We start from the raw sequence: 21,911 nt of genomic DNA on the forward strand, positions 1-21,911 counted from the left end.
GTTCTTTATTGAATAGATTTGACACCACAATTACTAGTTGGAAAGGCTTTAATTTCCTAGCATTTATTGTAATCGGATTAAAGAAATTTCATAAAATTGAAAAGTCAAGATGACTTCAATAACAGATAACTATTAACTGATCATTGTTCACTGAGAAAACTATCCTTATTTTTGTTAAATGGATTTTCAACTAGTATCAGAATTTAAGCCAACAGGAGATCAACCCAGTGCTATCAATCAATTAGTAAATGGAATTGAAGAAAATGAAAAATATCAAACTTTATTAGGTGTTACAGGCTCAGGTAAAACGTTTAGTGTAGCAAATGTTGTAGCTACAGTTAACAGACCTACTCTTGTATTAGCGCATAATAAAACATTAGCTGCTCAATTATACTCTGAGTTTAAACAATTTTTTCCGAATAATGCTGTTGAATATTTTGTTTCCTATTATGATTACTATCAACCTGAAGCATACATTCCTGTAACTGGTACTTACATTGAAAAAGACTTATCTATTAATGATGAAATAGAAAGACTTAGAATTAGCACCTCTTCATCGCTTTTATCAGGAAGAAGAGATGTATTAGTAGTTGCCTCTGTCTCTTGTTTGTATGGTATTGGAAATCCAATAGAATTTAAAAAGAATGTAATTCAAATTGAAGTTGGGCAACAAATTACACGTACTAAATTTTTACATCAATTAGTTACTAGTTTGTATGCTAGATCTGAAGTTGAAATAAAAAGTGGTACGTTTAAAGTTAAAGGTGATGTTGTTACCATTTACCCTTCTTATGGTGATAATGGATATAAAGTCCATTTTTTTGGTGATGAAATTGAAGAAATAGAAGCTTTTGATATTGAAAACAATCAAATTGTTGAAGAATTTGAAAATCTAAACATTTATCCAGCCAACTTATTTGTTACCTCTCCTGATGTTTTACAAACTGCTATCCATCAAATTCAAGACGATTTAATGAAGCAGTTTGATTATTTCAATGAAATAGGAAAACATTTAGAAGCTAAAAGACTAAAAGAACGAACTGAATTCGATTTGGAAATGATTCGTGAACTTGGATACTGTTCTGGTATTGAGAATTATTCTCGTTATTTAGATGGTAGAGAAGCTGGTACAAGACCTTTCTGCTTGTTAGACTATTTTCCAGAAGACTATTTAATGGTTATTGATGAAAGTCATGTTACAGTACCACAAGTTCACGCAATGTATGGTGGAGATAGAAGTAGAAAAGAAAATTTAGTTGAATACGGATTTAGATTACCTGCTGCTATGGATAACAGACCTCTTAAATTTGAGGAGTTTGAAGCATTGCAAAATCAGGTATTATATGTAAGTGCGACTCCTGCTGACTATGAATTAGAAAAAACAGAAGGAGTATTTGTAGAACAAGTAATAAGACCTACTGGATTATTAGACCCTGAAATTGAAGTGCGTCCGAGTTTAAATCAAATTGATGATTTAATTGAAGAAATTCAAATTAGGGTTGAAAAAGATGAACGTACATTAGTTACTACATTAACGAAAAGAATGGCAGAAGAACTAGCCAAATATTTGACTAGAATTCAAGTTCGTTGTAGGTATATTCACTCTGATGTTGATACCTTAGAACGTGTAGAAATAATGCAAGATCTTCGTAAAGGTTTATTTGATGTTTTAATTGGAGTTAACTTATTAAGAGAAGGTTTGGATTTACCTGAAGTTTCATTAGTTGCTATTTTAGACGCTGATAAAGAAGGTTTTTTAAGATCGCATAGATCACTTACCCAAACAGTTGGAAGAGCTGCACGAAATGTAAATGGTAAAGCAATTATGTATGCTGATAAAATTACCAAAAGTATGCAACAAACTATTGATGAAACTAGTAGACGAAGAGAAAAGCAAGTAAACTATAACACTAAGTTTGGTATTACACCAAAGCAAATCAATAAAAAAATAGATGATACGCTTTCTAAAAAAGCAACAACAGCTTATCAATATGATAATGCAACTCAAAAAGCTGCTGAGCAAGATTTAGAATATTTACCTAAAGAAGAAATAGAAAAACGTATTAGAGAAAAACGTAAAGAAATGGAAACGGCTGCTAAAGCACTTGATTTTATGGTTGCTGCACAATTACGTGATGAAATCAATGCGTTAAAAGAACATTTGAGTTAAAAACCTGCTCAATCCTCTAATATTGTTAAATAGTTCTAATTTTAAGTTAAATCTTATAAAGTTTTAAGAATCATTATATAATATTTCGCAATATTAGTGGTTTAATATAATTTTTTTACTTTTGTTTTATTGTGTGATTGCCAGAAGAAGAAAATTTATTTTTACATAAAAACATGAACATAAAATGAGGGGGCTGCTTAAAAAAGGAAATCTTTTACTCTATTTTTTTACTATAGTTTCTTACGCTCAAGAAACACTACCTATTTATCAAGATTACTTATCTGATAATGTGTTTTTAATACATCCTGCTGCTGCCGGAATAGGAAGTTGCGGAAAAATTCGTTTAACAGCTAGAACTCAATGGGCAGGTGTTGAAAATGCTCCTGAATTACAAACATTAAGCTTTCACGCAAGACCAAATGAATATTCAGACTCGGCATATGGAGTCGTTTTATTTAATGATAAAAATGGTTTTCATTCTCAAAAAGCAATACAAGGTACCTACGCATATCATTTAAACTTAAGCAAGGGAAGTACTTTTAATCAATTTTCTTTTGGTTTATCCTTATCAACTGTTGTTAATGAAGTAGATCAAAGAACCTTTGCTGGAGATCCTCAAGTTCAACAAATTATAGAAAGTGATTTTTATGTAAATGCGGACTTTGGTATTGGATATCATTACAAAGATTTTTTCAGTTATTTTACTATCAAAAATATTTTTCTGTCAGTACAACAAAACTTAAGATCAGGATTTAACACATTAGATCTAAGAAATTATGTTATAAATGCAGGTTATTTTTTTAGGAATAACAAAAAACTACAATTCGAGCCTTCTTTTATGTTTCAATTTAAAGAGCAAACGCAAGAGAAGATAATGGATGTAAATATTAAAGCTTATAGAAATTTAGAAAAATCACAGATTTGGGCAGCTCTTTCATATAGGTCTTCTTTTGAAAGTAACTCATTTAGAAATGCTCAATACCTATCTCCTATTGTAGGAATTAACTTTAACAAGTTTATGGCTTCCTACACCTATACAAAACAATATGGAGACATATTATTTACTGATGCTGGTTTCCATCAAATTACTTTAGGTATAGATTTATTATGCAGAAGAAGTGGATTAACTGCTTGTCCTAATATTTCTGGAAGATTGTTTTAATTTTTTTGCAATTTTAACATTTTGACTTAAAATCAGAACAAAACACTTTTACCTTAACAAAATAATATATCTGTTAAAGACAATTACTTGAGTTTTGACTTAAATCGGTATTTTTATGTTTTATTTTTTCCTATAGCTTTGTTCTATTTAACTTCAAAATATACATGAAAAAACTAAATTTTATACTAATAATAATTGTAGTTTCTCAGTTTCTATGTACTTCTCTTTGGTTTGCGGGTAATGGTGTTATTTCTGATTTAATTCAAGTTTTTAACCTTGATACAAATGCGCTGGGACATATAACTTCCTCTGTTCAGTTTGGATTTATTACAGGAACTTTACTTTTTGCTTTACTATCAATTGCTGATAGATATTCTCCTTCAAAAGTATTCTTTGTTTGTGCAATACTTGGAGCACTATGTAACATAGGAATTATATTGAAAAACAACACATTTATCAGCATTATTACACTTCGTTTCTTCACTGGATTCTTTTTAGCTGGAATTTATCCAGTAGGAATGAAAATAGCCTCTGATTATTTTGAAAAAGGACTCGGAAAGTCTCTTGGCTTTTTAGTTGGTGCGTTAGTATTAGGTACAGCCTTTCCGCATTTATTAAAAAATATAAAAGGAACACTTCCATGGGAATTTGTTATTTATACAACTTCTGTATTAGCAGCTTTAGGTGGTATTTTAATGCTTTTATTAATTCCAGATGGTCCATACAGAAAAGCTAGTCAAAAATTACAGTTATCTGCTATTAAAACGATTTTCAAAAAGAAAGATTTTAGAGCTTTTTCATTTGGTTATTTTGCTCACATGTGGGAACTATATACTTTTTGGGCTTTTGTTCCTGTTATGATTAAAATGTATCAAGAAAATTATCCTATGACATCATTCAACACCTCTCTTTTATGTTTTTTAATTATAGGTATTGGAGGCTTATCTTGTATTTTAGCTGGTTTTTTAGCACAAAGGTTAAGTAATAAAACAATAGCTTTTTATGCACTGTTATTCTCTTGTATTTGCTGTATAATCTCTCCTATATTTTTCGCCATTAATTCTCAAGTTTTATTTGTTAGTTTTTTACTTTTTTGGGGAATCGTAGTTATTGCAGACTCTCCCCTATTTTCTACTTTAGTAGCTCAAAATGCTCCTGTAGAATTAAAAGGAACTGCTTTAACAATTGTAACTTCTATTGGTTTTTTTATTTCAATTATAAGCCTACAGCTTATCAATCAACTACAAACAATTACAAATTCAAGTATTATTTTAACTATATTGGCTATCGGTCCCGTTTTAGGGCTTATAGCTCTGAAAAGAAAGAATAAATCTTAAAAGCTGAATTGAAATTCTATGAAATATTTTTTAAAAATTAAATCTGAAATTACAGATGATATTATTGACACTGTTTTTTCCCAGGTTTTTAGAACCAATTATTCTGAAAATGGTTTTGTTGTAATTTCTTTTAACGAATTGATAACATCCGAATATTTAAGAGCCTCTATGGTTGCTTTAAAAAAAGGACTTTCTAAAAAATGTAATGATGTATTTAACGAAACTTTAGACTACTATTGGCTTGGTAGATTCAATCAACAAAATACTACTAAATTTCATCGAGATAATGCTACCGAAAACTCTTTCTTAATGCTCGGCTATGAACCTACTGAAATTGATAGTAAATTGTATTTTGCAGATTATCATCAATTAATTACTGATAAAAAAATCCCAGTAGACCAATACTACGAGTTATACAACCCTATTTTTAAAGAAGGAGAAGAGCTTTTAACCCCATATATATCTTCTATCATAGGATTTAATAAAAACAGTTACAATATTGTTTTAATAAATAATAGTGATATTACTAGTAAGAAAACTTTGGGTGTATTACACAAGGCTAAAATTATAAAAAAAGACACTAATAAGGATCGTATCATTAACTCTATGATGCTGTATTTAAGATCAGCCGAACAAACGAAAGTTGACTTAAAAATAAATGAAAAAGAATTTTTATTTACTAATAATATTAGTGAATAAGACTAAGAATCAACCATTATTTATACCACTAAAACATGAAAAATAAATCCTATTTTTTACTAATAATATTAATTTACACTTCTTGTATTCAAAAAAAGCAAAAAAGTGAAATTGATAAACCTGAAATTAATACAAAAGAAAATATAAAAATTGAAACAGTTGAAGCTAAAACTTCAATAAATAAAGAAAAGCAAGCAATAAATTACAATGGTAAAATCGGTAAAAATCTAGATGTATACTTTCACATCAGTAATAACAATGGAAATTTAACTGGTTTTTATTTTTACAGAAAAACTGGTATTGATATTCAAATTATAGGAAACATTAAAGAAGATAATTTAACCATCTATGAACTGAATTACAAAAAAGATACTACTGCTGTAATTAAAGGTAAAATAGCTAACTCACAAATCACTGGTAAGTGGATCAATGCTACTTCAAACAAAGAATATCCTATAGTATTGCAAAAAACAACACAACAAATAGCTCCATTACCTAACACTATTGAGGGTAAGTATTTTAATGAATATTGTGATTTACTACTCACTTTTTCTAAATCTAAAGGAGAATATTCTTACGGGTATAAGTCTAACAAACGTAATATAACTGGTAAAGTAAATTTTTATAGAGATGTAAATGAGTTTTATATTAATCTTACGAACATAGAATATGCTGAAGATTACTTTGATATTGAATTACCAGAAGAAGATCCTGAAAAAGAAAAGGAATTCGAAAGACTAAAACAAATTGGAAAGCGAACTATGGGAGTAGATTGTTATTTCACCCCTGATGAAATTACGATTCAAAACTATGGTAATGCCATGAATTATTATGTAAAACTATATGATTGCGGAGAAAAATATATTCATTTTAAAAGGCAATAACAAAATAATAAACCAACTATAAACTTCAATTTCACATGAATATTTTTAGAAAGAAAGATGAAATTTTAGCAGCTTTAGGAAACATGAAAGCTATGAAAAGAATCCATGTAGATACTTATACAGAAGAACGAATAAAAAATGTTTCAGGAGTAAAAATTGCAGAATCTAAACAAGGACAAATTTGGGTTGAGTTCCAAGAATTAAACGGTTATCTATTTATGAACGCCACAATACTTAGTAGAGTAGATTTAACTGTTACCCAAAAAGCTAAAATAATATTACTTACCGATGAATATGAAATAGAAATAGATGCTGATCAAACAAGAATTGAATCTGATTTTTCTAATGTTTCAAATACTTGGATAACAGAAGTAAGCTTTACTATAGAAAACAAAGAAATGGAAATCATACAAAATAAAGCTTTTGAAGAAATAGAATACCATTTTAATAAACGAACTATTAGCCTACTTGCTATTAAATAAATAAAATCACAAGAGAAAACGCCTAATAAATTAGGCGTTTATCATAAAGTGTATTCAAAGTTTTATTTAATATTTATTGAAGGCAAGACGGATGAACATCTACACAAATTTGATGCTCAAAAGGTAAACTATTAAATACATCACAATCTCCTCTTCCATAAAATGTAGGTCCATTATAAGCATTACAATCATTACCGTAATAACGATTACCTCCTTTAATTTGCTTTTGTGCTTCTCTTGGTAATGACTCTCCGAGATGTAAAATTGTTTTTTTCATAATTTAAGATTTAGTTTTGGTTAAATCCTCGATTTTTTAAAGACACTCAAGGTGTATGTCTATCCTTCGCGAAAAATATTTTAAAAAGCAGGGAAATATATTGCTATTAAGTGCTTTTATTCAATATTAACAAAGAATAAAAGAGTAAACAATCTAACATGTATAATCGCACTATAAATATTCAAAAGTGTTTAAAACAATATTTAATAAAGTCTAATAACAACAAAAAAGACATCTAAAAAATTAGATGTCTTTTATTTTATAAAATGATATTTAAACTTATCTAGAAGCTACTAATCTTACTGGTAAAGTATAAACCTGAGCTTTTTTTAATTTTTGAGATAATCTCTTGTAGTTTAATCTATACTTAATGTATCCTTCTACTACTGAACTTAACTCTTTAGACTCAACTTGTAATACAACTATTTCATTATTATTGTTGACAGTAAACTTAACTTTTAAAGCCATGTCTTTTTCAATAATAAAGTTTGGATTCTTTAATAATTTATAAACCTCTGCAGTTTCTACATTATCTACATTTTTAGCTGGATTTGTGTTTGAAGCAAAAATTGTAGTTGAAGCGAATAAAATAGTTACTAAGAATAATTTGATAGGTTTCATAATTAATAATGGTTTTTTAATTTCGGGGTAATGGTTAATTAAATTTGTGTTCTTAATTCTTTTAATACGGTTCTATTATATTGATTTGCAAACCACTGCAAATTTACATCACAAATTCATTTAGTATGTTACCTATTTCTTATAAAAAAATAAAGTATAAGTTATCAGATTCAGTATAATCTGTATGAGTAATTAACATTTAGTTAAACAACTAAAAAACAACACTTTAATAAAAACTAAAATATTCATAAGTAATCATTATTTATGTTATAATATCAACACTTAATTAAAGTAAATCATTGATTGATATGCAATAAAAAAACCTCACTTATTAAAAGTGAGGTTTTTTTATATTTAATTAAGAATTAATTTACATTGATTAAGCTTTTAAAACTTCACCAACTTTATCTGCAGCTTCTTGGAACTCAGTAGCTGAGATAATTTCCATTCCACTATTATCAATTAATTCTTTAGCTTCTACAGCGTTTGTTCCTTGTAAACGACAAATGATAGGTACATTAATTTTGTCTCCCATGTTTTTGTATGCGTCTACAACACCTTGTGCAACACGATCACAACGTACAATTCCTCCAAAAATGTTAACTAAGATAGCTTTTACATTAGGATCTTTTAAAATAATACCAAATGCAGTTTCAACACGTTGTGCATCAGCAGTACCACCAACATCTAAGAAGTTTGCTGGATCTCCACCTGCTTGCTTAATTAAGTCCATAGTACCCATTGCTAAACCAGCACCGTTTACCATACAACCAACATTTCCATCTAAATCTACATAGTTTAAACCAGCAGCCTTAGCCTCTACTTCAATTGCATTCTCTTCACGTAAATCACGCATAGCTGCATAATCTTTGTGACGGAATAATGCATTTTCGTCTAAAGTTACTTTAGCATCAACAGCCATAATTTTATCATCAGATGTTTTTAACACTGGGTTAATTTCAAACATAGATGAATCAGACTTAATGTATGCTGTATATAAAGCTGTTACAAACTTTACCATTTCTTTCAATGCTCCTCCGCTTAAACCTAAGTTAAAAGCTACTTTACGAGCTTGGAATGGTAATAAACCTGTAGCAGGATCTATTTCTTCTGTAAAAATTAAATGTGGAGTTTCTTCTGCAACTGTTTCAATATCCATACCTCCTTCAGTAGAATACATAATCATATTTCTACCAGTAGCACGGTTTAATAAAACAGACATGTAAAATTCTTTTGGCTCACTATCTCCTGGATAATACACATCTTCAGCAACTAAAACTTGGTTTACTAACTTTCCTTCAGCTGGAGTTTGTGGTGTAATTAACATCATTCCAATAATATCATTAGAAATGCTCTTTACTTCATCTAAGTTTTTAGCTAACTTAACTCCTCCTCCTTTACCACGACCACCTGCGTGAATTTGAGCTTTTATTACGTGCCAACCAGTTCCTGTTTCTTCAGTTAACTTTTTTGCAGCCTCAACTGCTTCTTCTGGTGTACTTGCCACAATACCACGTTGTGTGCGAACGCCAAAACTACTTAATATTTCTTTACCTTGATATTCGTGTAAGTTCATTCGATATGAATTTTTAAAGTCGAACAAAAATACAAATTCAATCTAAACTTTTATGCTTTTATTGTATTAAAAAATCATGATGCATCTTTACTTCTCTCTGTTTTCTATTATTTAATTCACAAATTATATCTAAACTCTAAAAAATCAATATTTTTTCTCTGTAATATGTAACGATCCTTTTTTTTGTTGGTCTTTAGGTTAATTGTAAGTTAATTAATAATGTAAATAAATTTATGTTGTTAATCTTTCTTAATTATGAAAAAACAAACAATAACTATCTAAATGAAAAACATCACATTCATTGTTTTCCTTACTATATTATTAAATAGTTTTATAGTCAAAGCACAAGTAAATCAAAACCGAAAAAAAATAAATGCTACAAGGGTTACCAAAGCTCCTAAAATAGATGCTAATCTTACTGATGATGTATGGAAAAATGTACCTGTTGCTAACGATTTCATTCAATTTAGACCAGATAATGGAAAAAAAGAAATGAATGATTATAAAACAGAAGTAAAACTTATTTACGACGATAATGCTATTTATATAGCAGCCAAAATGTACGATCCTAATCCTGATAAAATTCCTGCTGAATTTACCAACAGAGATAATTTTGGTAATTCTGACTTTTTTATGATCATGATAAATCCGATTGATGATGGCCAAAATCCTGTTATGTTTATTGTAACAGCCTCTGGTGTGCAATTAGATTCTAAAGTTTCGAATGGAAACAATGAAGATTATAATTGGAGTGCTGTATGGAAAAGTGATGCTAAAATAACTGAATATGGATGGGCTGCTGAATTAAGAATTCCTTACAGAGCTTTACGTTTTGCAAACGCTCCTGTACAATCTTGGGGTATGAATTTTCATAGAGAAATTCGTAATGTAAATGCAAGATATACCTGGAACTATATTGATAATGGTGTTGGTAGATGGACTCAATACGATGGTTTAGTTGAAAACTTTAAAAATATATCTCCTCCTACTCGATTGAGCTTTTACCCATATGCTTCAACCATCAGCATTACTGAAAATGACCATACAATTGTTGATTGGAGTGCTGGAATGGATATTAAATACGGTTTATCTGAAAACTTTACTTTAGATGCTACTCTTATCCCTGATTTTAGTCAGGTTGGTTTTGATAATGTTGTACTTAATCTTGGTCCTTTTGAACAGCAATTTACTGAACAACGTCAGTTTTTTACAGAAGGAACTGAACTCTTTTCAAAAGGTAATTTATTTTACTCTAGAAGAATTGGTGGTTCTCCTTCAGATCAATTTAATGTTGAAGATAACTTAACTAATGATGATGATTTCATAGCAGGCAGAAAAATTACAGAAAAAATCATTAATTCTCCTTCAAAAGTACAAATGTTAAATGCTGTAAAAATTTCTGGACGAACTAAAGATGGTTTAGGAATTGGATTTTTTAACGCTATTACTGAAAAAACAGAAGCTACTATTGAAAGAACAGAAGAAATTCAAACTGGAGGAAATATCACTTCTGATAAAACTCAATATAAAGTAGTTACAGAGCCATTTACAAACTATAATATTTTAGTAGTTGATAAACAGTTTAATCAAAATTCTGCCATTACTTTAATCAATACAAATGTAACAAGAGATGGAAGATTTAGAGATGCAAATGCAACAGGTCTTTTATGGCATATTGAAGATAAAGCTAGTAATTATAATATTGATGGTGGTTTTAGAACTACGCATATTTCTGATGATGTAGATAATGACACTCCAGGTTACAGTTTTGATACAAGTATTGGTAAACAATCTGGAAAATGGCGTTGGGAAGTAGGTTATAATTTTGAAAGTAAAGATTTTAATCCTAATGATTTTGGTATTCTTTTTAGCAACAATGAACAAACAATTTATGGATTTACAGGATTTAGACAATTAAAGCCTGTTGGTATTTTCAATGATTTTGGAGTGAATTGGTGGTATAATGTAAACTTTCAACATTTATCGGGTATTTACACAGGTACAAGCACTGGCTTATCATTTTGGTCAAATACTAAAAATCGCTTTAGCTTTGGTGGTAATTTAAATATTAGAACAAAAACTAAAGACTTTTTTGAACCAAGACAGGGAAGTACTTCTGGGGTTTTCTTTGAAAGACCAACAAGAATAAATTTAAATCACTGGGCTTCTACTGACTATAGAAAAAAATTAGCTTTAGATTATAACTGGTATTACAGTACATTTAAAGGAATCGATAAAAGTGCTTATGGTTTTAGATTGAGTCCTCGTTATAGATTTAATAATCAATTCTCTCTAACCTATTCTTTTAATTATGATCAAGTTGATAACGATTTAGGATATGTGGACGCTGTTGATGACGATATCATTTTTGGTGAAAGAGATAGAAGCACTTATGAAAACTCGTTATCTGGAAAGTATAGTTTTAATACAAATTCTTCTTTATCATTATCATTTAGACATAACTGGAGTAAAGTACCTTATAAAGAAGACTTCTTTACTCTTGATCAAAATAACGGTTCATTATTACCTACAAGTTATAAAGATAATTATGATAGAAACTTTAATAGTTGGAATTTAGACTTAAATTATGTGTGGCAATTTGCTCCTGGAAGTCAACTGATTGCTTTTTACAGAAATTCTATAAATCCGAATTCAGACTTTGCCCCAGCAACCATTAATTTTTCAGATAATATCAACAGATTATTTGATGAATCTATGACGCATACATTCTCTTTAAGATTTGTATATTTCATTGATTACAACGATTTAAAAAACATATTTTAAAAGCTAGTTTATTAAATAAAAAAAGCTGAAGTTATATTTAACTTCAGCTTTTTTTATTTTCCGATATAAAGTTTAAACTTCAACAGTAAACTTTACTATCCTATTTTTCTTTGTATACTCCCATATTAGCATACTTATCCATTCTTTCAGCTATTAAAGTAGCTTCATCTAAGTCTTTAACTTCATCAAAAGCTTTTAATATTTGCTTTCTAACAATGTCAAAAGCACCTTCTCTGTCTGCATGCGCTCCTCCTACTGGTTCTTTAATGATGCCATCAATTAACTTTAGCTTTTTCATATCTTCACTTGTCAATTTTAAAGCTTCAGCTGCTTGCTCTTTAAACTCCCAACTACGCCATAAAATAGAAGAACAAGATTCAGGTGAAATTACAGTATACCAAGTATTTTCCATCATGTATACTCTATCTCCAACACCAATTCCAATAGCACCTCCAGATGCTCCTTCACCAATAACAATAGTTATTATTTGAGTTTTAAGACGAGTCATTTCAAGAATATTACGAGCAATTGCCTCTCCTTGTCCTCTTTCTTCAGCCTCTAAACCAGGATAAGCTCCAGGAGTATCTACAAAAGTTACTACAGGAATTCCGAACTTTTCAGCCATTTTCATTAGACGCAAAGCTTTACGGTATCCTTCTGGGTTTGCCATACCAAAGTTACGGTACTGACGTGTTTTAGTGTTAAAACCTTTTTGTTGACCAATAAACATAAATGATTGGTCTCCAATTTTACCTAAACCACCAATCATAGCCTTATCATCGCTCACATTTCTATCACCATGTAACTCCATAAAAGTATCTCCACAAAGAGCTTTTATATAGTCAAGTGTATATGGTCTATTCGGATGACGAGATAATTGTACTCGCTGCCATGGCGTTAAGTTTTTATAAATATCTTTTTTCGCTTTTTCTAGCTTCTTTTCTATCTTGCTACATGTCTCAGTTACATCTATCTCACTTTCTTTTCCAATCTCAACACATTTTGCCAACTGATCTTCCAATTCTTTAATTGGCATTTCAAAATTTAAATATTCCATTGCTTAAAGTTTGATTTTCTTTGTTGTTTGTTAAAGCAAACATACTAAATTATCGTTGTAATTTCTTTTTAATTTTTGAAGAATTTTTAAGTAAACCGTTTAAAAGAACTACAAACAGTACTATAAAAGCTCCAAAATAGAACGTAGTATTCATTTGCTCCTTTTCTTTAAATATTATGAGAGCCAACACAATAGCATAAATAGGCTCTAAATTTATGGTTAACATTACTGTATACGGACTCAAATATTTCATCACTTTTACAGATACTATAAAAGCATAAGCTGTGCATATACTTCCTAAAATAGTTAAATACACCCAATCTGAAGCCTTTAACACAAAAAATGATGGTGTAAACTGTCCTGTAGCTGCTAAAAAAACTGTAATTCCAAGAACTCCAAAAAGTAATTGATATAATGAAATTGTATCTGCTTCGTATTTTTTTATATATAAACCATTTAAAACAGCGAATAAAGCCGATAAGAAAGCAGAAATCAATGCATAAATTATCCCCATTGTATAATCACTTTCAAAATTAAAAATGATGTACAAACCTAAAATCACCAATGATCCTAGTATCATTTCTACTAAATTTATTTTCCTCTTAAAAAAAAACGGTTCAATTAAAGAGGCAAAAAAAGCTCCGGTACTCATTGTAACTAATGCTACAGATACATTTGAAACTTTAATTGCTTTAAAAAAAGTAATCCAATGTACAGCTATTATGAGTCCAGAAATAAAAAAAGAAAGTGCTGCTTTTGAGGTTATTTTAAAAGATTTCTTTTTAATTAAAAAATAAACAACAATACATGCTACTGCAATTAACATTCTATACCAAACCAAAGGAATAGCATCTATAGAAATTAAGGCTCCTAAAATTGCTGTGAACCCCCAAATAAAAACTATAAAATGTAATAGTAGATAATTTTTTAACTTAACTTTTTGCATTAAAATAGAGATAAACTGCATAACTACCAAAAACTAAGTTTGGCATCCACACACTTAAAAATGAATTTGCTCCAGCTACTGCACCTAATACTTCCGCTACTTTTAAAAAGAATACATATATAAACATTACTCCAATACCAAAAGCTAAATTAACTCCTATTCCTCCCCTTCTTTTACGATATGCTAATGCAACGGCTATGAATGTTAATATGTAACACGCTAAAGGTAAACTTGTTCTTTTATAGAGTTCAACCAAATAAGCATTTAGGTTTTTAACACCTCTTTTTCTAGATAAATCAATAAAATCAGACAATTCATCTGAAGGCATTTCTTGTGCTATGGTTGATTTGTAATTAAAATCTTTAGGGGTAAACGCAAATACAGTATCTAGAGAGTTACCTGCTAAAATACTATCTCTATTTTTAAATATTTTACGTTCTCTCCAATTCAATAACTTAAAAAAGGAATCTTTCCAACGAATATTATCAGCCTCTAGTTTATACTTTAATTTTAAACCACTGTAAGTTTCTGTTGAAAAGTTATATCCTGAATTACGTTCTAAATCAAAGTTTTGAATAAAAATATAGGTACTGTCATTTAGCTGTAAACTAAAATCTTTAACAACTTTATCTTTATATTTTTTCTTGGTTAAATATTTAGCTTCAAATTCTTTTCTAACTTTACTACTGTTAGGCACCACAAAATGATTCATTGCTAAAGCCACTACTGTTACAATAGTCGCTCCTATAAAATATGGATACAAAAATCTTGTAAATGAAATTTGTGAACTATTAATCGCAACTATTTCTGTATTATTTGCTAATCTCGAAGTAAAAATAATTACAGCAATAAATAATGCCAAAGGCATAAATGTATTAGCGTAGTAGATAATAAAATTCTTGTAATGATCATTTGCTACCTCAAAAAAGGTTAAATTCTCATGTCTTAAAAATTTATCTATTTTCTCAGAAATATCAATTGCTACCGCAATTGGTATTAATATTAAAAGCGTAAATAAAAAAGTTTTTAAATACTTTTTAAGTATGTACCAATCTAATATTCTCAAACTATAAACGATTACTCATTTGTTTCACCATTTTATCTTTCCATACTGCAAAATCTCCTTCAATAATATGCTTTCTCGCTTCTCTTACTAACCATAAGTAAAATCCTAAGTTATGAATAGATGCAATTTGCTTACCTAATAATTCTTTAGAAGCAAACAAATGTCTTAAATATGCTTTCGAATACAAGGTATCTACAAACGTTATTCCCATATCATCTATTGCTGAAAAATCATTTTCCCATTTTTTATTTTTAATATTAATGGTTCCATGAGCTGTAAATAACATTCCGTTTCTTGCATTTCTGGTTGGCATTACGCAATCAAACATATCTACACCTAAAGCAATGTTTTCTAAAATATTAATTGGAGTTCCTACTCCCATCAAATATCTTGGTTTATCTTCAGGTAAAATGCTACACACAACATCTGCCATTGCATACATTTCTTCTGCTGGTTCTCCTACAGAAAGTCCACCAATTGCGTTTCCTTCTGCTCCTACTGAAGCTATAAATTCTGCTGATTGTTTTCTTAAATCTGTATAAGTACTACCCTGAACTATTGGAAAAAATGTTTGATTATAATCATACTTTAAAGGAGTTTTCTCTAAGTGATTTATACAACGTTTTAACCAACGGTGCGTCATATGCATAGAATTCTTTGCATAATTATAATCACACGGATATGGTGTACATTCATCAAAAGCCATAATAATATCAGCACCAATAGAACGCTGAATCTCCATCACATTTTCTGGTGTAAAAAAATGAGTAGATCCGTCAATATGACTTTTAAACTTTACTCCTTCTTCATTAATTTTTCTTCTTCCTGATAAAGAATAAACTTGGTACCCTCCACTATCAGTTAAAATATTTCTATCCCAATTCATAAACTTATGCAACCCTCCTGCTTCTTCAAGAATCTTTGTCTTTGGTCGTAAGTATAAATGATATGTATTTCCTAAAATAATATCAGGATTAATTTCATCTTTTAATTCAGATTGGTGAACTCCTTTTACAGAAGCTACCGTTCCTACTGGCATAAAAATAGGAGTTTCTATAGTACCATGGTCAGTAGTAATAACTCCTGCCCTAGCTTTACTTTTCGGGTCTTTATTTTTTAAATCAAACTGCATAGAACGCAAAGATACATATGTAAGTTAAATGTTAATGTTTAGAAAGTTAAAAGTTTCTTATTAAATCTTATTTTCTTCTTTGTCTTCCAAACTTAGACTTAAAATTACTTTTAGGTTTGTTATTTTTTTTTTTTGGTGATTTTTCTACAGAAGCTTCTTCTGTTTTTACAGATACTTTAACCAATTCATTAATCTTTGTCATCTCAGTATCGGTGAGTTCTCTCCATTCTCCCCTTTTCAAATTCCCTAACGATACGTTCATAATTCGAGTACGCTTTAACTTAGTTACATTGTACCCTAAATACTCACACATTCTTCTAATTTGACGATTTAATCCCTGTGTTAAAATAATTTTAAAAGTATTCTCATTTATTTGAGCTACTTTACATTTTTTAGTCACAGTTCCTAAAATAGGAATTCCATTTCCCATTCTAGTAATAAATCTATCTGTAATTTTTTTATCAACAGAAACTATATATTCTTTCTCATGATTATTTCCTGCACGTAAAATTTTATTTACAATATCTCCGTCATTGGTCAAAAAAATAAGCCCTTCAGAAGGTTTATCTAATCTTCCAATTGGAAACAATCTTTGCGGGTGTCCTACAAATTTTACAATATTCTTTTTCTCTTTGCTATCGGTTGTACAAACAATACCTACGGGTTTATTTAATGCTATGTAAATTGTTTTTGGTTTTTGCTTAAGAGCTTTACCATCAACTTTTACAATATCTCCTTCAAAAACCCTATTTCCTAATTGAGTTGGTTTACCGTTAATCGTAACTCTTCCTTCAACAATTAGCTTTTCAGCTTCTCTCCTGGAACATATTCCTGTACTACTAATAAATTTGTTAAGATTAATAGAATCTTGATTATTTGCTTTCATTGCAACAAAATTAAATGAAAAAATCCTCAAGTTTACACTTGAGGATTGATAATTTATATAAGAAATGATTTAGAACATCATCATCTTTCTCGTACATCTAGCTAAACTAGGTCTTCTATCATAATCAAAACCTAAAGTAACCATATGTGTTCCATTATTAAATCCAATAATTTCGTTTGTTGTTATACTGAAACCATAAGAAACGTAAAACTTATTCTTTTTTACTCCAAATAAAGGTGCAATAGCGTTTGGTGTAAAAAACTGATCATTTAAGAAAGTATAACTTAAACCTCCCCAAAAATAACCGTCTCTTATCCTTTTACGCAACTTTACATTTAAATCGGTTCTAGATCTAGAACTTGCTTCAAAATATTCAACGAAAGCAGAAGGTTCAAATTCTGTATCTCTATTTATTCTGAAGTTATAATTCGTGTAAACCGAATATCTACGTAATACTTCAGGCTCATCAGAACCAAACTGAATTACTTTTCTATTTAATAAGTTTACTAAGTTTCCACTAATTGCAAATCGTCCAAAACGATACAACATACTAATATCAAAATTAGAGTTTCCTTGAGTTCTACTAACAGCACCTAATTCAGGTGTGTTATTCTGACTTGTGTCTTGTGAAAACTGAATAAAACTATAACTAATACCAAACGAAAAGAAACTATCGTAAACATCACTTAATATTAAATGACTAGCAAGAGATAACCTTCCTCCTTGCTGCCTTGTAAATCCATTACTATCATTAAACAATGTTAATCCACCTCCAAAACGTTCTGCTAATCTAGCTTCAACAGTTACCGATTGCGTGTCGGGAGCATCTTTTACTCCCAACCATTGACTAACTCCATTTAATCGTATTTGTAATCCTGATCCAATTCCAGCGTAAGCAGGAGAAATTAAAAACGGATTATCTGCCATATGGTTAATATACTGAGGCAAATCGTTTTCTTGACTAGAAACTCGAATTACAATAAATAATAATACTGTTAATAAAAATTTATTCATTTGCTTATTTAATATCTATATAATGTGAAATGACCCATTCTTCTCATCTCTTCACCTGTTATTTCTCTGAACTCTAAAGTATACCAGTAATCTCCTGATGGTAATGGTTTTCCTTGGTATGTACCGTCCCAACCTTGTTGTATTCCTTCAAAAGTTCCTAATAGTCTACCATATCTATCGTAAACAAATACTTTTAATTCGTGATAGTTTTGTACATCTATTGGATACCAATAATCTTGTTGCCCATCTCCATTTGGTGTAAATAGATTTGGTACTTCAATTGTAATGAATACTCCTTCGAAAGTAATTACTTCCTCACATCCTCTAGAATCTCTAACAGTGATTGTATATTCTCTTGATTCACTAATTATAAATTCATTGTCAGAAGTAAATGCACTTCCATCAATACTGTATTCATATGGCGGTATACCTCCAGTTGCATTCACTATTAATGTATTTATTTGTGTATCATCAATAGTAACCTGAATTGGTAATACTTCTTCAACTTCAATGTTATTGATCACTTTAATACAACCAGGTGCTCCAGACGCTTTAACTTCTTCTACTTCTAAAGTATAAATACCAACAGTAGAAACATTAAATATTCCTGTATCATTTGTATCATTCTCTGGACCTGTTAATGTATAAATAACTTGATCTTGGTATTGATCTGCTACCGTACCTGTTATAACGGCAGTTCCGTCACATTCGTATGTCAACTCATGAGTAAACTGTAAATCAGCTGATTCATCAAACTGAATTCTTAAAACATTAGGTAACGCACATCTTCTTGCATCTTCTACTCTTACTGCGTAAGCTTGACCTGCAGTTAAACCAGTAAACGTATAACTTGTTTCCGATGGTGATAATGTTACCGAAGTACCATCACTTAATTCTAAGGTATATGGTGCTGTTCCTCCTACAATATCTACAGTAAATGAAGGTCCTGGATCATCACTACAAATTTGTTGTTGTATAGAACTTGGATCTATACTAGCTTGTAATAATGGTGGTTCAATAATTGTTACATCAATAATTTCAAAACATCCATTTCCATCTTGAACTGTTATAGAATAAGTACCTGCTGGTAAATTGTTAAATACATTTTCAGTTTGGAATCTTCCTGGCTGAAGATCTATCTCATATACATAAGTTCCTGTACCTCCTGTTGCATTTACAGTAATGCTTCCATCAGTATCTCCATTACAACTAATATCTGTAGCTACTCCAACTGCTTCTAATAACGGTGGATCTACTACTACAAATGACGTTGTAGTCTCAATACAATCTAAACTTGTAACTCGTATACTATAAGTACCTGGTCCTACATTTCCAAATGTGTTATCTGATTGAGGTCCTGCAACTGCAGATCCTGAAGCATCTAATAATTCATATGAATAGTTACCTAAACCTCCAGTAGCTGTTGCTGATAATACAGCATTACCATCTCCTGTACAAGTTATGAAACCTAAAGAAGTATCTAAACTAACCATCAATGGTTCTAATGGATCAATTGTGATTAAGAACGGATCTGAAAGACATCCATCTGTATCTCTAACGTAAACTGAATAATCTCCTGCTGTTACAGATATAGTATTTGTTGGAGATGTCATTAACGTTACTCCACCATCATTACTATATAAATACTCATAAGTTCCTGTACCTCCTGTACCTGATATTTCTATTGTAGCATTAGGACTTGTACACGTTATAATTCCTGTAATAGCTCCTGTCGCTTGTGTCTCTGCTGGTTCGTTAACTGTTATATCAAAAGTTTCAAAACAACTGAATTCATCATAAACAGTAATCACATAATCTCCTGCTCTTAAATCGCTAAACACATTAGATGATTGTCTAGCTGATTCTGAACTACCTGCTACATCTTCTCTAATAGTATAGAAGTACGTTGGTGTTGGTAATCCTTGACCTCCTGCTGTTATATCTAATCTTACCGCTCCTGTTTCGTCACCTTGACATAAAATTGGATTAATTACTGAAGCTACACCTACGAATGCTGCTGGATCAGATAATATCAGATTTTGTGAATTCTCACATCCATTAGCATCTCTAACTGTTACAGTATAATCTCCAACTACTAAATCTCTTATTACTGAATTACTTGAATAAGCTTGAACCGTTGTTGAAGTTGTATTGTTTACTAACATATACTCATAACCACCCCAACCTCCGGTTGCATTGATTTGTATTTCACCACTATCACTAGTTACACAATTGATTAAATTAATATCTAAAGTGAAATCTAAAGCAGATGTTGGCTCATCAATTACTATGTCAGCTGTTCTTCTAGTACACTCAGGGAAATCTGTCATAATAACTTCAACATAATATTGCCCTGCAGATAATCCTCCAATAGTAAGAGGTGTATTTCCTGAAGTTCCATTTCCTGTAATCGCAGGAACAACTGGTGCACTTGTAGTTGTATCATATACTGTATAGGTATAAGCTCCTGCATAAGGCGTACCTGAATCAAACACAATACTTACTGCTGCTGTATCTGAACCAACACAGTCTACTGGTGCAGTTTGAGCAATCGTAATTAAGTGATCGTCTAAATCTTCAACTTCATAAACAGTCTCTAACTCACACCCTGTTACTGGATGAACAACACTTATTGTGTATACACCTACTGGTAAACGAGTGGTATTTACAACAACAGCTCCACTATCTACTCCCGTGATGTTTTCAATAATTCCTGTTGTATTACTAATGATAACTTCTGCTCCAGTAACAGCTGCACTTGAAACAAATGTTACATTAACAAGTTCTCCTCCATTAGTACAACTAATTGGATCGTTTGGTGTTACTGAAATGCTTTGTAATTCATCAAAAGCATCTATTTGTACTGAAGTTGAAACTTCTTCACAACCATCACTATCAAGTACTCTTACATAATAATTACCTCCTGCTGGATCTGTAATTGTAAATGTATAATCATCACCTGTAACTGTCAATGCTGTTATAGCAATATCATCAGCTAAATTTGTTGGTGTTCCATTATCATTATACAATTCAACTGTAGGATATGTACCACTACCATCTGTAATTCCTGTAGCTATATTAATAGTTAAACTTGCATTATTCATAACATTTGTACCTGAACTACATCCAAATTGAGCTGGTATTGGTGCAGATACTGTTAATGGATCGTTATCATCAACTATAATACCTGGTACTTCAGCAAAACAATCATTTGATCCTGTAACTCTTACAGTGTAATTACCTGCTGGTACATTAATAAAGGCACTACTTCCTGCATCCCAAACTCCTTGACCTGCTGGTAATGCTGGTGTTAAAGTATATGTAAACGGTGTTAAACCTTGATTAACTGTTAACTCTATTCTTCCTGTTGCACTACCGCTACAAGTTGCATCTACTACTCTATGAGCAAATGCTGGATCGATTGGTGCTACAACATCTATTGTTTTCTCTACAATACAACTTCCTGATCCTATATCAGTCAATCTTACTGTGTAAGTTCCTAAAGGAGTCGTTTGTAATAAAGTAAATGTAGTCGTTACAGTTCCTGTTCCTGTTATATTACCCGTTGGGAAAGTACCTGTACTTCCTGCTGGTGGTATAACCTCATAACTGTAATTACCTGATCCTGTAACTACGCTTATTTCATATTCTGGTCCTGCAGAACAAGATAAAATACTTAACGGTGTTACTACAAAATCTAAATCTTCATTTATTGTTGCTGGTTGTGTTGCTACTGCTCCACAGCCATTACTATCTTCTACCTGAACTATATAATCTCCTGCTGATAAACCTACAAATACATTGTTTGGATCTATCTG

Annotated in this window: 17 protein-coding genes; 7 read left to right on the forward strand and 10 right to left on the reverse strand. The window is 30.5% G+C overall.

Annotated elements, in window-relative coordinates; genetic code table 11:
- Positions 1-178 precede the first annotated feature (178 nt).
- The 6 genes from uvrB (at position 179) to EYW44_RS17465 (ending at position 6,734) form a co-directional block, all read left to right on the forward strand.
- Positions 179-2,170 carry an excinuclease ABC subunit UvrB gene (gene uvrB / locus EYW44_RS17440; RefSeq protein ID WP_132725590.1) on the forward strand — a complete coding sequence of 664 codons (1,992 nt, stop codon included), beginning with the start codon at positions 179-181 and terminating at the stop codon, positions 2,168-2,170.
- Positions 2,171-2,354: 184 nt separating this feature from the next.
- A complete protein-coding gene (locus tag EYW44_RS17445; protein WP_132725593.1) occupies positions 2,355-3,332 on the forward strand; it encodes a PorP/SprF family type IX secretion system membrane protein in 978 nt (325 codons plus the stop codon).
- A 164-nt stretch (positions 3,333-3,496) separates the two neighbouring features.
- Entirely contained in the window at positions 3,497-4,669 is a 1,173-nt protein-coding gene (locus tag EYW44_RS17450) for an MFS transporter (RefSeq protein ID WP_243643692.1), read from the forward strand.
- A gap of 18 nt (positions 4,670-4,687) precedes the next feature.
- A complete protein-coding gene (locus EYW44_RS17455; RefSeq protein ID WP_132725598.1) occupies positions 4,688-5,368 on the forward strand; it encodes a hypothetical protein in 681 nt (226 codons plus the stop codon).
- Between the two features lie 35 nt (positions 5,369-5,403).
- Positions 5,404-6,252, forward strand: a complete 849-nt coding sequence (locus EYW44_RS17460; RefSeq protein ID WP_132725600.1) for a hypothetical protein — start codon at positions 5,404-5,406, stop codon at positions 6,250-6,252.
- Between the two features lie 35 nt (positions 6,253-6,287).
- Complete coding sequence (locus EYW44_RS17465) at positions 6,288-6,734, forward strand: hypothetical protein (RefSeq protein WP_132725603.1); 447 nt, start codon at positions 6,288-6,290, stop codon at positions 6,732-6,734.
- A 73-nt stretch (positions 6,735-6,807) separates the two neighbouring features.
- Here the strand turns inward: EYW44_RS17465 and EYW44_RS17470 are convergent, their stop codons facing one another.
- From EYW44_RS17470 to sucC, 3 genes are all read right to left on the reverse strand, one after another.
- Positions 6,808-7,011, reverse strand: coding sequence for a hypothetical protein (locus EYW44_RS17470; protein ID WP_132725606.1), 204 nt, complete (start codon positions 7,009-7,011; stop codon positions 6,808-6,810).
- Between the two features lie 279 nt (positions 7,012-7,290).
- A complete protein-coding gene (locus EYW44_RS17475) occupies positions 7,291-7,632 on the reverse strand; it encodes a hypothetical protein (RefSeq protein WP_132725608.1) in 342 nt (113 codons plus the stop codon).
- A 379-nt stretch (positions 7,633-8,011) separates the two neighbouring features.
- On the reverse strand, positions 8,012-9,208 hold the full coding sequence (sucC, locus tag EYW44_RS17480) for an ADP-forming succinate--CoA ligase subunit beta (protein WP_132725611.1): 1,197 nt from the start codon (positions 9,206-9,208) through the stop codon (positions 8,012-8,014).
- Between the two features lie 282 nt (positions 9,209-9,490).
- Here sucC and EYW44_RS17485 point away from each other — a divergent pair, with 282 nt between their 5' ends.
- Positions 9,491-11,992, forward strand: coding sequence for a DUF5916 domain-containing protein (locus EYW44_RS17485; protein WP_132725614.1), 2,502 nt, complete (start codon positions 9,491-9,493; stop codon positions 11,990-11,992).
- Between the two features lie 100 nt (positions 11,993-12,092).
- Here EYW44_RS17485 and EYW44_RS17490 read toward each other — a convergent pair whose 3' ends face one another.
- The 7 genes from EYW44_RS17490 to EYW44_RS17520 all read right to left on the reverse strand — a co-directional run.
- Positions 12,093-13,049, reverse strand: coding sequence for an acetyl-CoA carboxylase carboxyltransferase subunit alpha (locus EYW44_RS17490; protein WP_132725616.1), 957 nt, complete (start codon positions 13,047-13,049; stop codon positions 12,093-12,095).
- A 49-nt stretch (positions 13,050-13,098) separates the two neighbouring features.
- A complete protein-coding gene (locus tag EYW44_RS17495) occupies positions 13,099-13,995 on the reverse strand; it encodes a DMT family transporter (protein ID WP_132725619.1) in 897 nt (298 codons plus the stop codon).
- Positions 13,982-15,061: an LptF/LptG family permease gene (locus EYW44_RS17500; RefSeq protein ID WP_132725622.1), complete on the reverse strand. Its 1,080-nt coding sequence runs from the start codon at positions 15,059-15,061 to the stop codon at positions 13,982-13,984. The genes EYW44_RS17495 and EYW44_RS17500 overlap by 14 nt, the downstream gene beginning before the upstream one ends.
- Position 15,062: 1 nt before the next feature.
- Positions 15,063-16,193, reverse strand: coding sequence for a tRNA guanosine(34) transglycosylase Tgt (gene tgt / locus EYW44_RS17505; RefSeq protein WP_132725625.1), 1,131 nt, complete (start codon positions 16,191-16,193; stop codon positions 15,063-15,065).
- A 67-nt stretch (positions 16,194-16,260) separates the two neighbouring features.
- Positions 16,261-17,079: a 23S rRNA pseudouridine(2604) synthase RluF gene (gene rluF, locus EYW44_RS17510; protein WP_132725627.1), complete on the reverse strand. Its 819-nt coding sequence runs from the start codon at positions 17,077-17,079 to the stop codon at positions 16,261-16,263.
- A gap of 69 nt (positions 17,080-17,148) precedes the next feature.
- Positions 17,149-18,093 carry a PorP/SprF family type IX secretion system membrane protein gene (locus tag EYW44_RS17515; protein ID WP_132725630.1) on the reverse strand — a complete coding sequence of 315 codons (945 nt, stop codon included), beginning with the start codon at positions 18,091-18,093 and terminating at the stop codon, positions 17,149-17,151.
- Positions 18,094-18,101: 8 nt separating this feature from the next.
- Positions 18,102-21,911: T9SS type B sorting domain-containing protein (locus EYW44_RS17520; protein WP_165872261.1), on the reverse strand; the 3,810-nt coding region annotated here is incomplete at its 5' end.

This window comes from Tenacibaculum sp. M341 (assembly GCF_004337695.1).
In the GTDB taxonomy this organism is placed as follows: Bacteria; Bacteroidota; Bacteroidia; order Flavobacteriales; family Flavobacteriaceae; genus Polaribacter.

What these genes read in the sequence shown, in the direction of transcription:
- uvrB (WP_132725590.1), top strand. Translation starts at nt 179, where the DNA reads ATGGATTTTCAACTAGTATCAGAATTTAAGCCAACAGGAGATCAACCC.
- EYW44_RS17445 (WP_132725593.1), top strand. Translation starts at nt 2,355, where the DNA reads ATGAGGGGGCTGCTTAAAAAAGGAAATCTTTTACTCTATTTTTTTACT.
- EYW44_RS17450 (WP_243643692.1), top strand. Translation starts at nt 3,497, where the DNA reads ATGAAAAAACTAAATTTTATACTAATAATAATTGTAGTTTCTCAGTTT.
- EYW44_RS17455 (WP_132725598.1), top strand. Translation starts at nt 4,688, where the DNA reads ATGAAATATTTTTTAAAAATTAAATCTGAAATTACAGATGATATTATT.
- EYW44_RS17460 (WP_132725600.1), top strand. Translation starts at nt 5,404, where the DNA reads ATGAAAAATAAATCCTATTTTTTACTAATAATATTAATTTACACTTCT.
- EYW44_RS17465 (WP_132725603.1), top strand. Translation starts at nt 6,288, where the DNA reads ATGAATATTTTTAGAAAGAAAGATGAAATTTTAGCAGCTTTAGGAAAC.
- EYW44_RS17470 (WP_132725606.1), bottom strand. Translation starts at nt 7,011, where the DNA reads ATGAAAAAAACAATTTTACATCTCGGAGAGTCATTACCAAGAGAAGCA.
- EYW44_RS17475 (WP_132725608.1), bottom strand. Translation starts at nt 7,632, where the DNA reads ATGAAACCTATCAAATTATTCTTAGTAACTATTTTATTCGCTTCAACT.
- sucC (WP_132725611.1), bottom strand. Translation starts at nt 9,208, where the DNA reads ATGAACTTACACGAATATCAAGGTAAAGAAATATTAAGTAGTTTTGGC.
- EYW44_RS17485 (WP_132725614.1), top strand. Translation starts at nt 9,491, where the DNA reads ATGAAAAACATCACATTCATTGTTTTCCTTACTATATTATTAAATAGT.
- EYW44_RS17490 (WP_132725616.1), bottom strand. Translation starts at nt 13,049, where the DNA reads ATGGAATATTTAAATTTTGAAATGCCAATTAAAGAATTGGAAGATCAG.
- EYW44_RS17495 (WP_132725619.1), bottom strand. Translation starts at nt 13,995, where the DNA reads ATGCAAAAAGTTAAGTTAAAAAATTATCTACTATTACATTTTATAGTT.
- tgt (WP_132725625.1), bottom strand. Translation starts at nt 16,193, where the DNA reads ATGCAGTTTGATTTAAAAAATAAAGACCCGAAAAGTAAAGCTAGGGCA.
- rluF (WP_132725627.1), bottom strand. Translation starts at nt 17,079, where the DNA reads ATGAAAGCAAATAATCAAGATTCTATTAATCTTAACAAATTTATTAGT.
- EYW44_RS17515 (WP_132725630.1), bottom strand. Translation starts at nt 18,093, where the DNA reads ATGAATAAATTTTTATTAACAGTATTATTATTTATTGTAATTCGAGTT.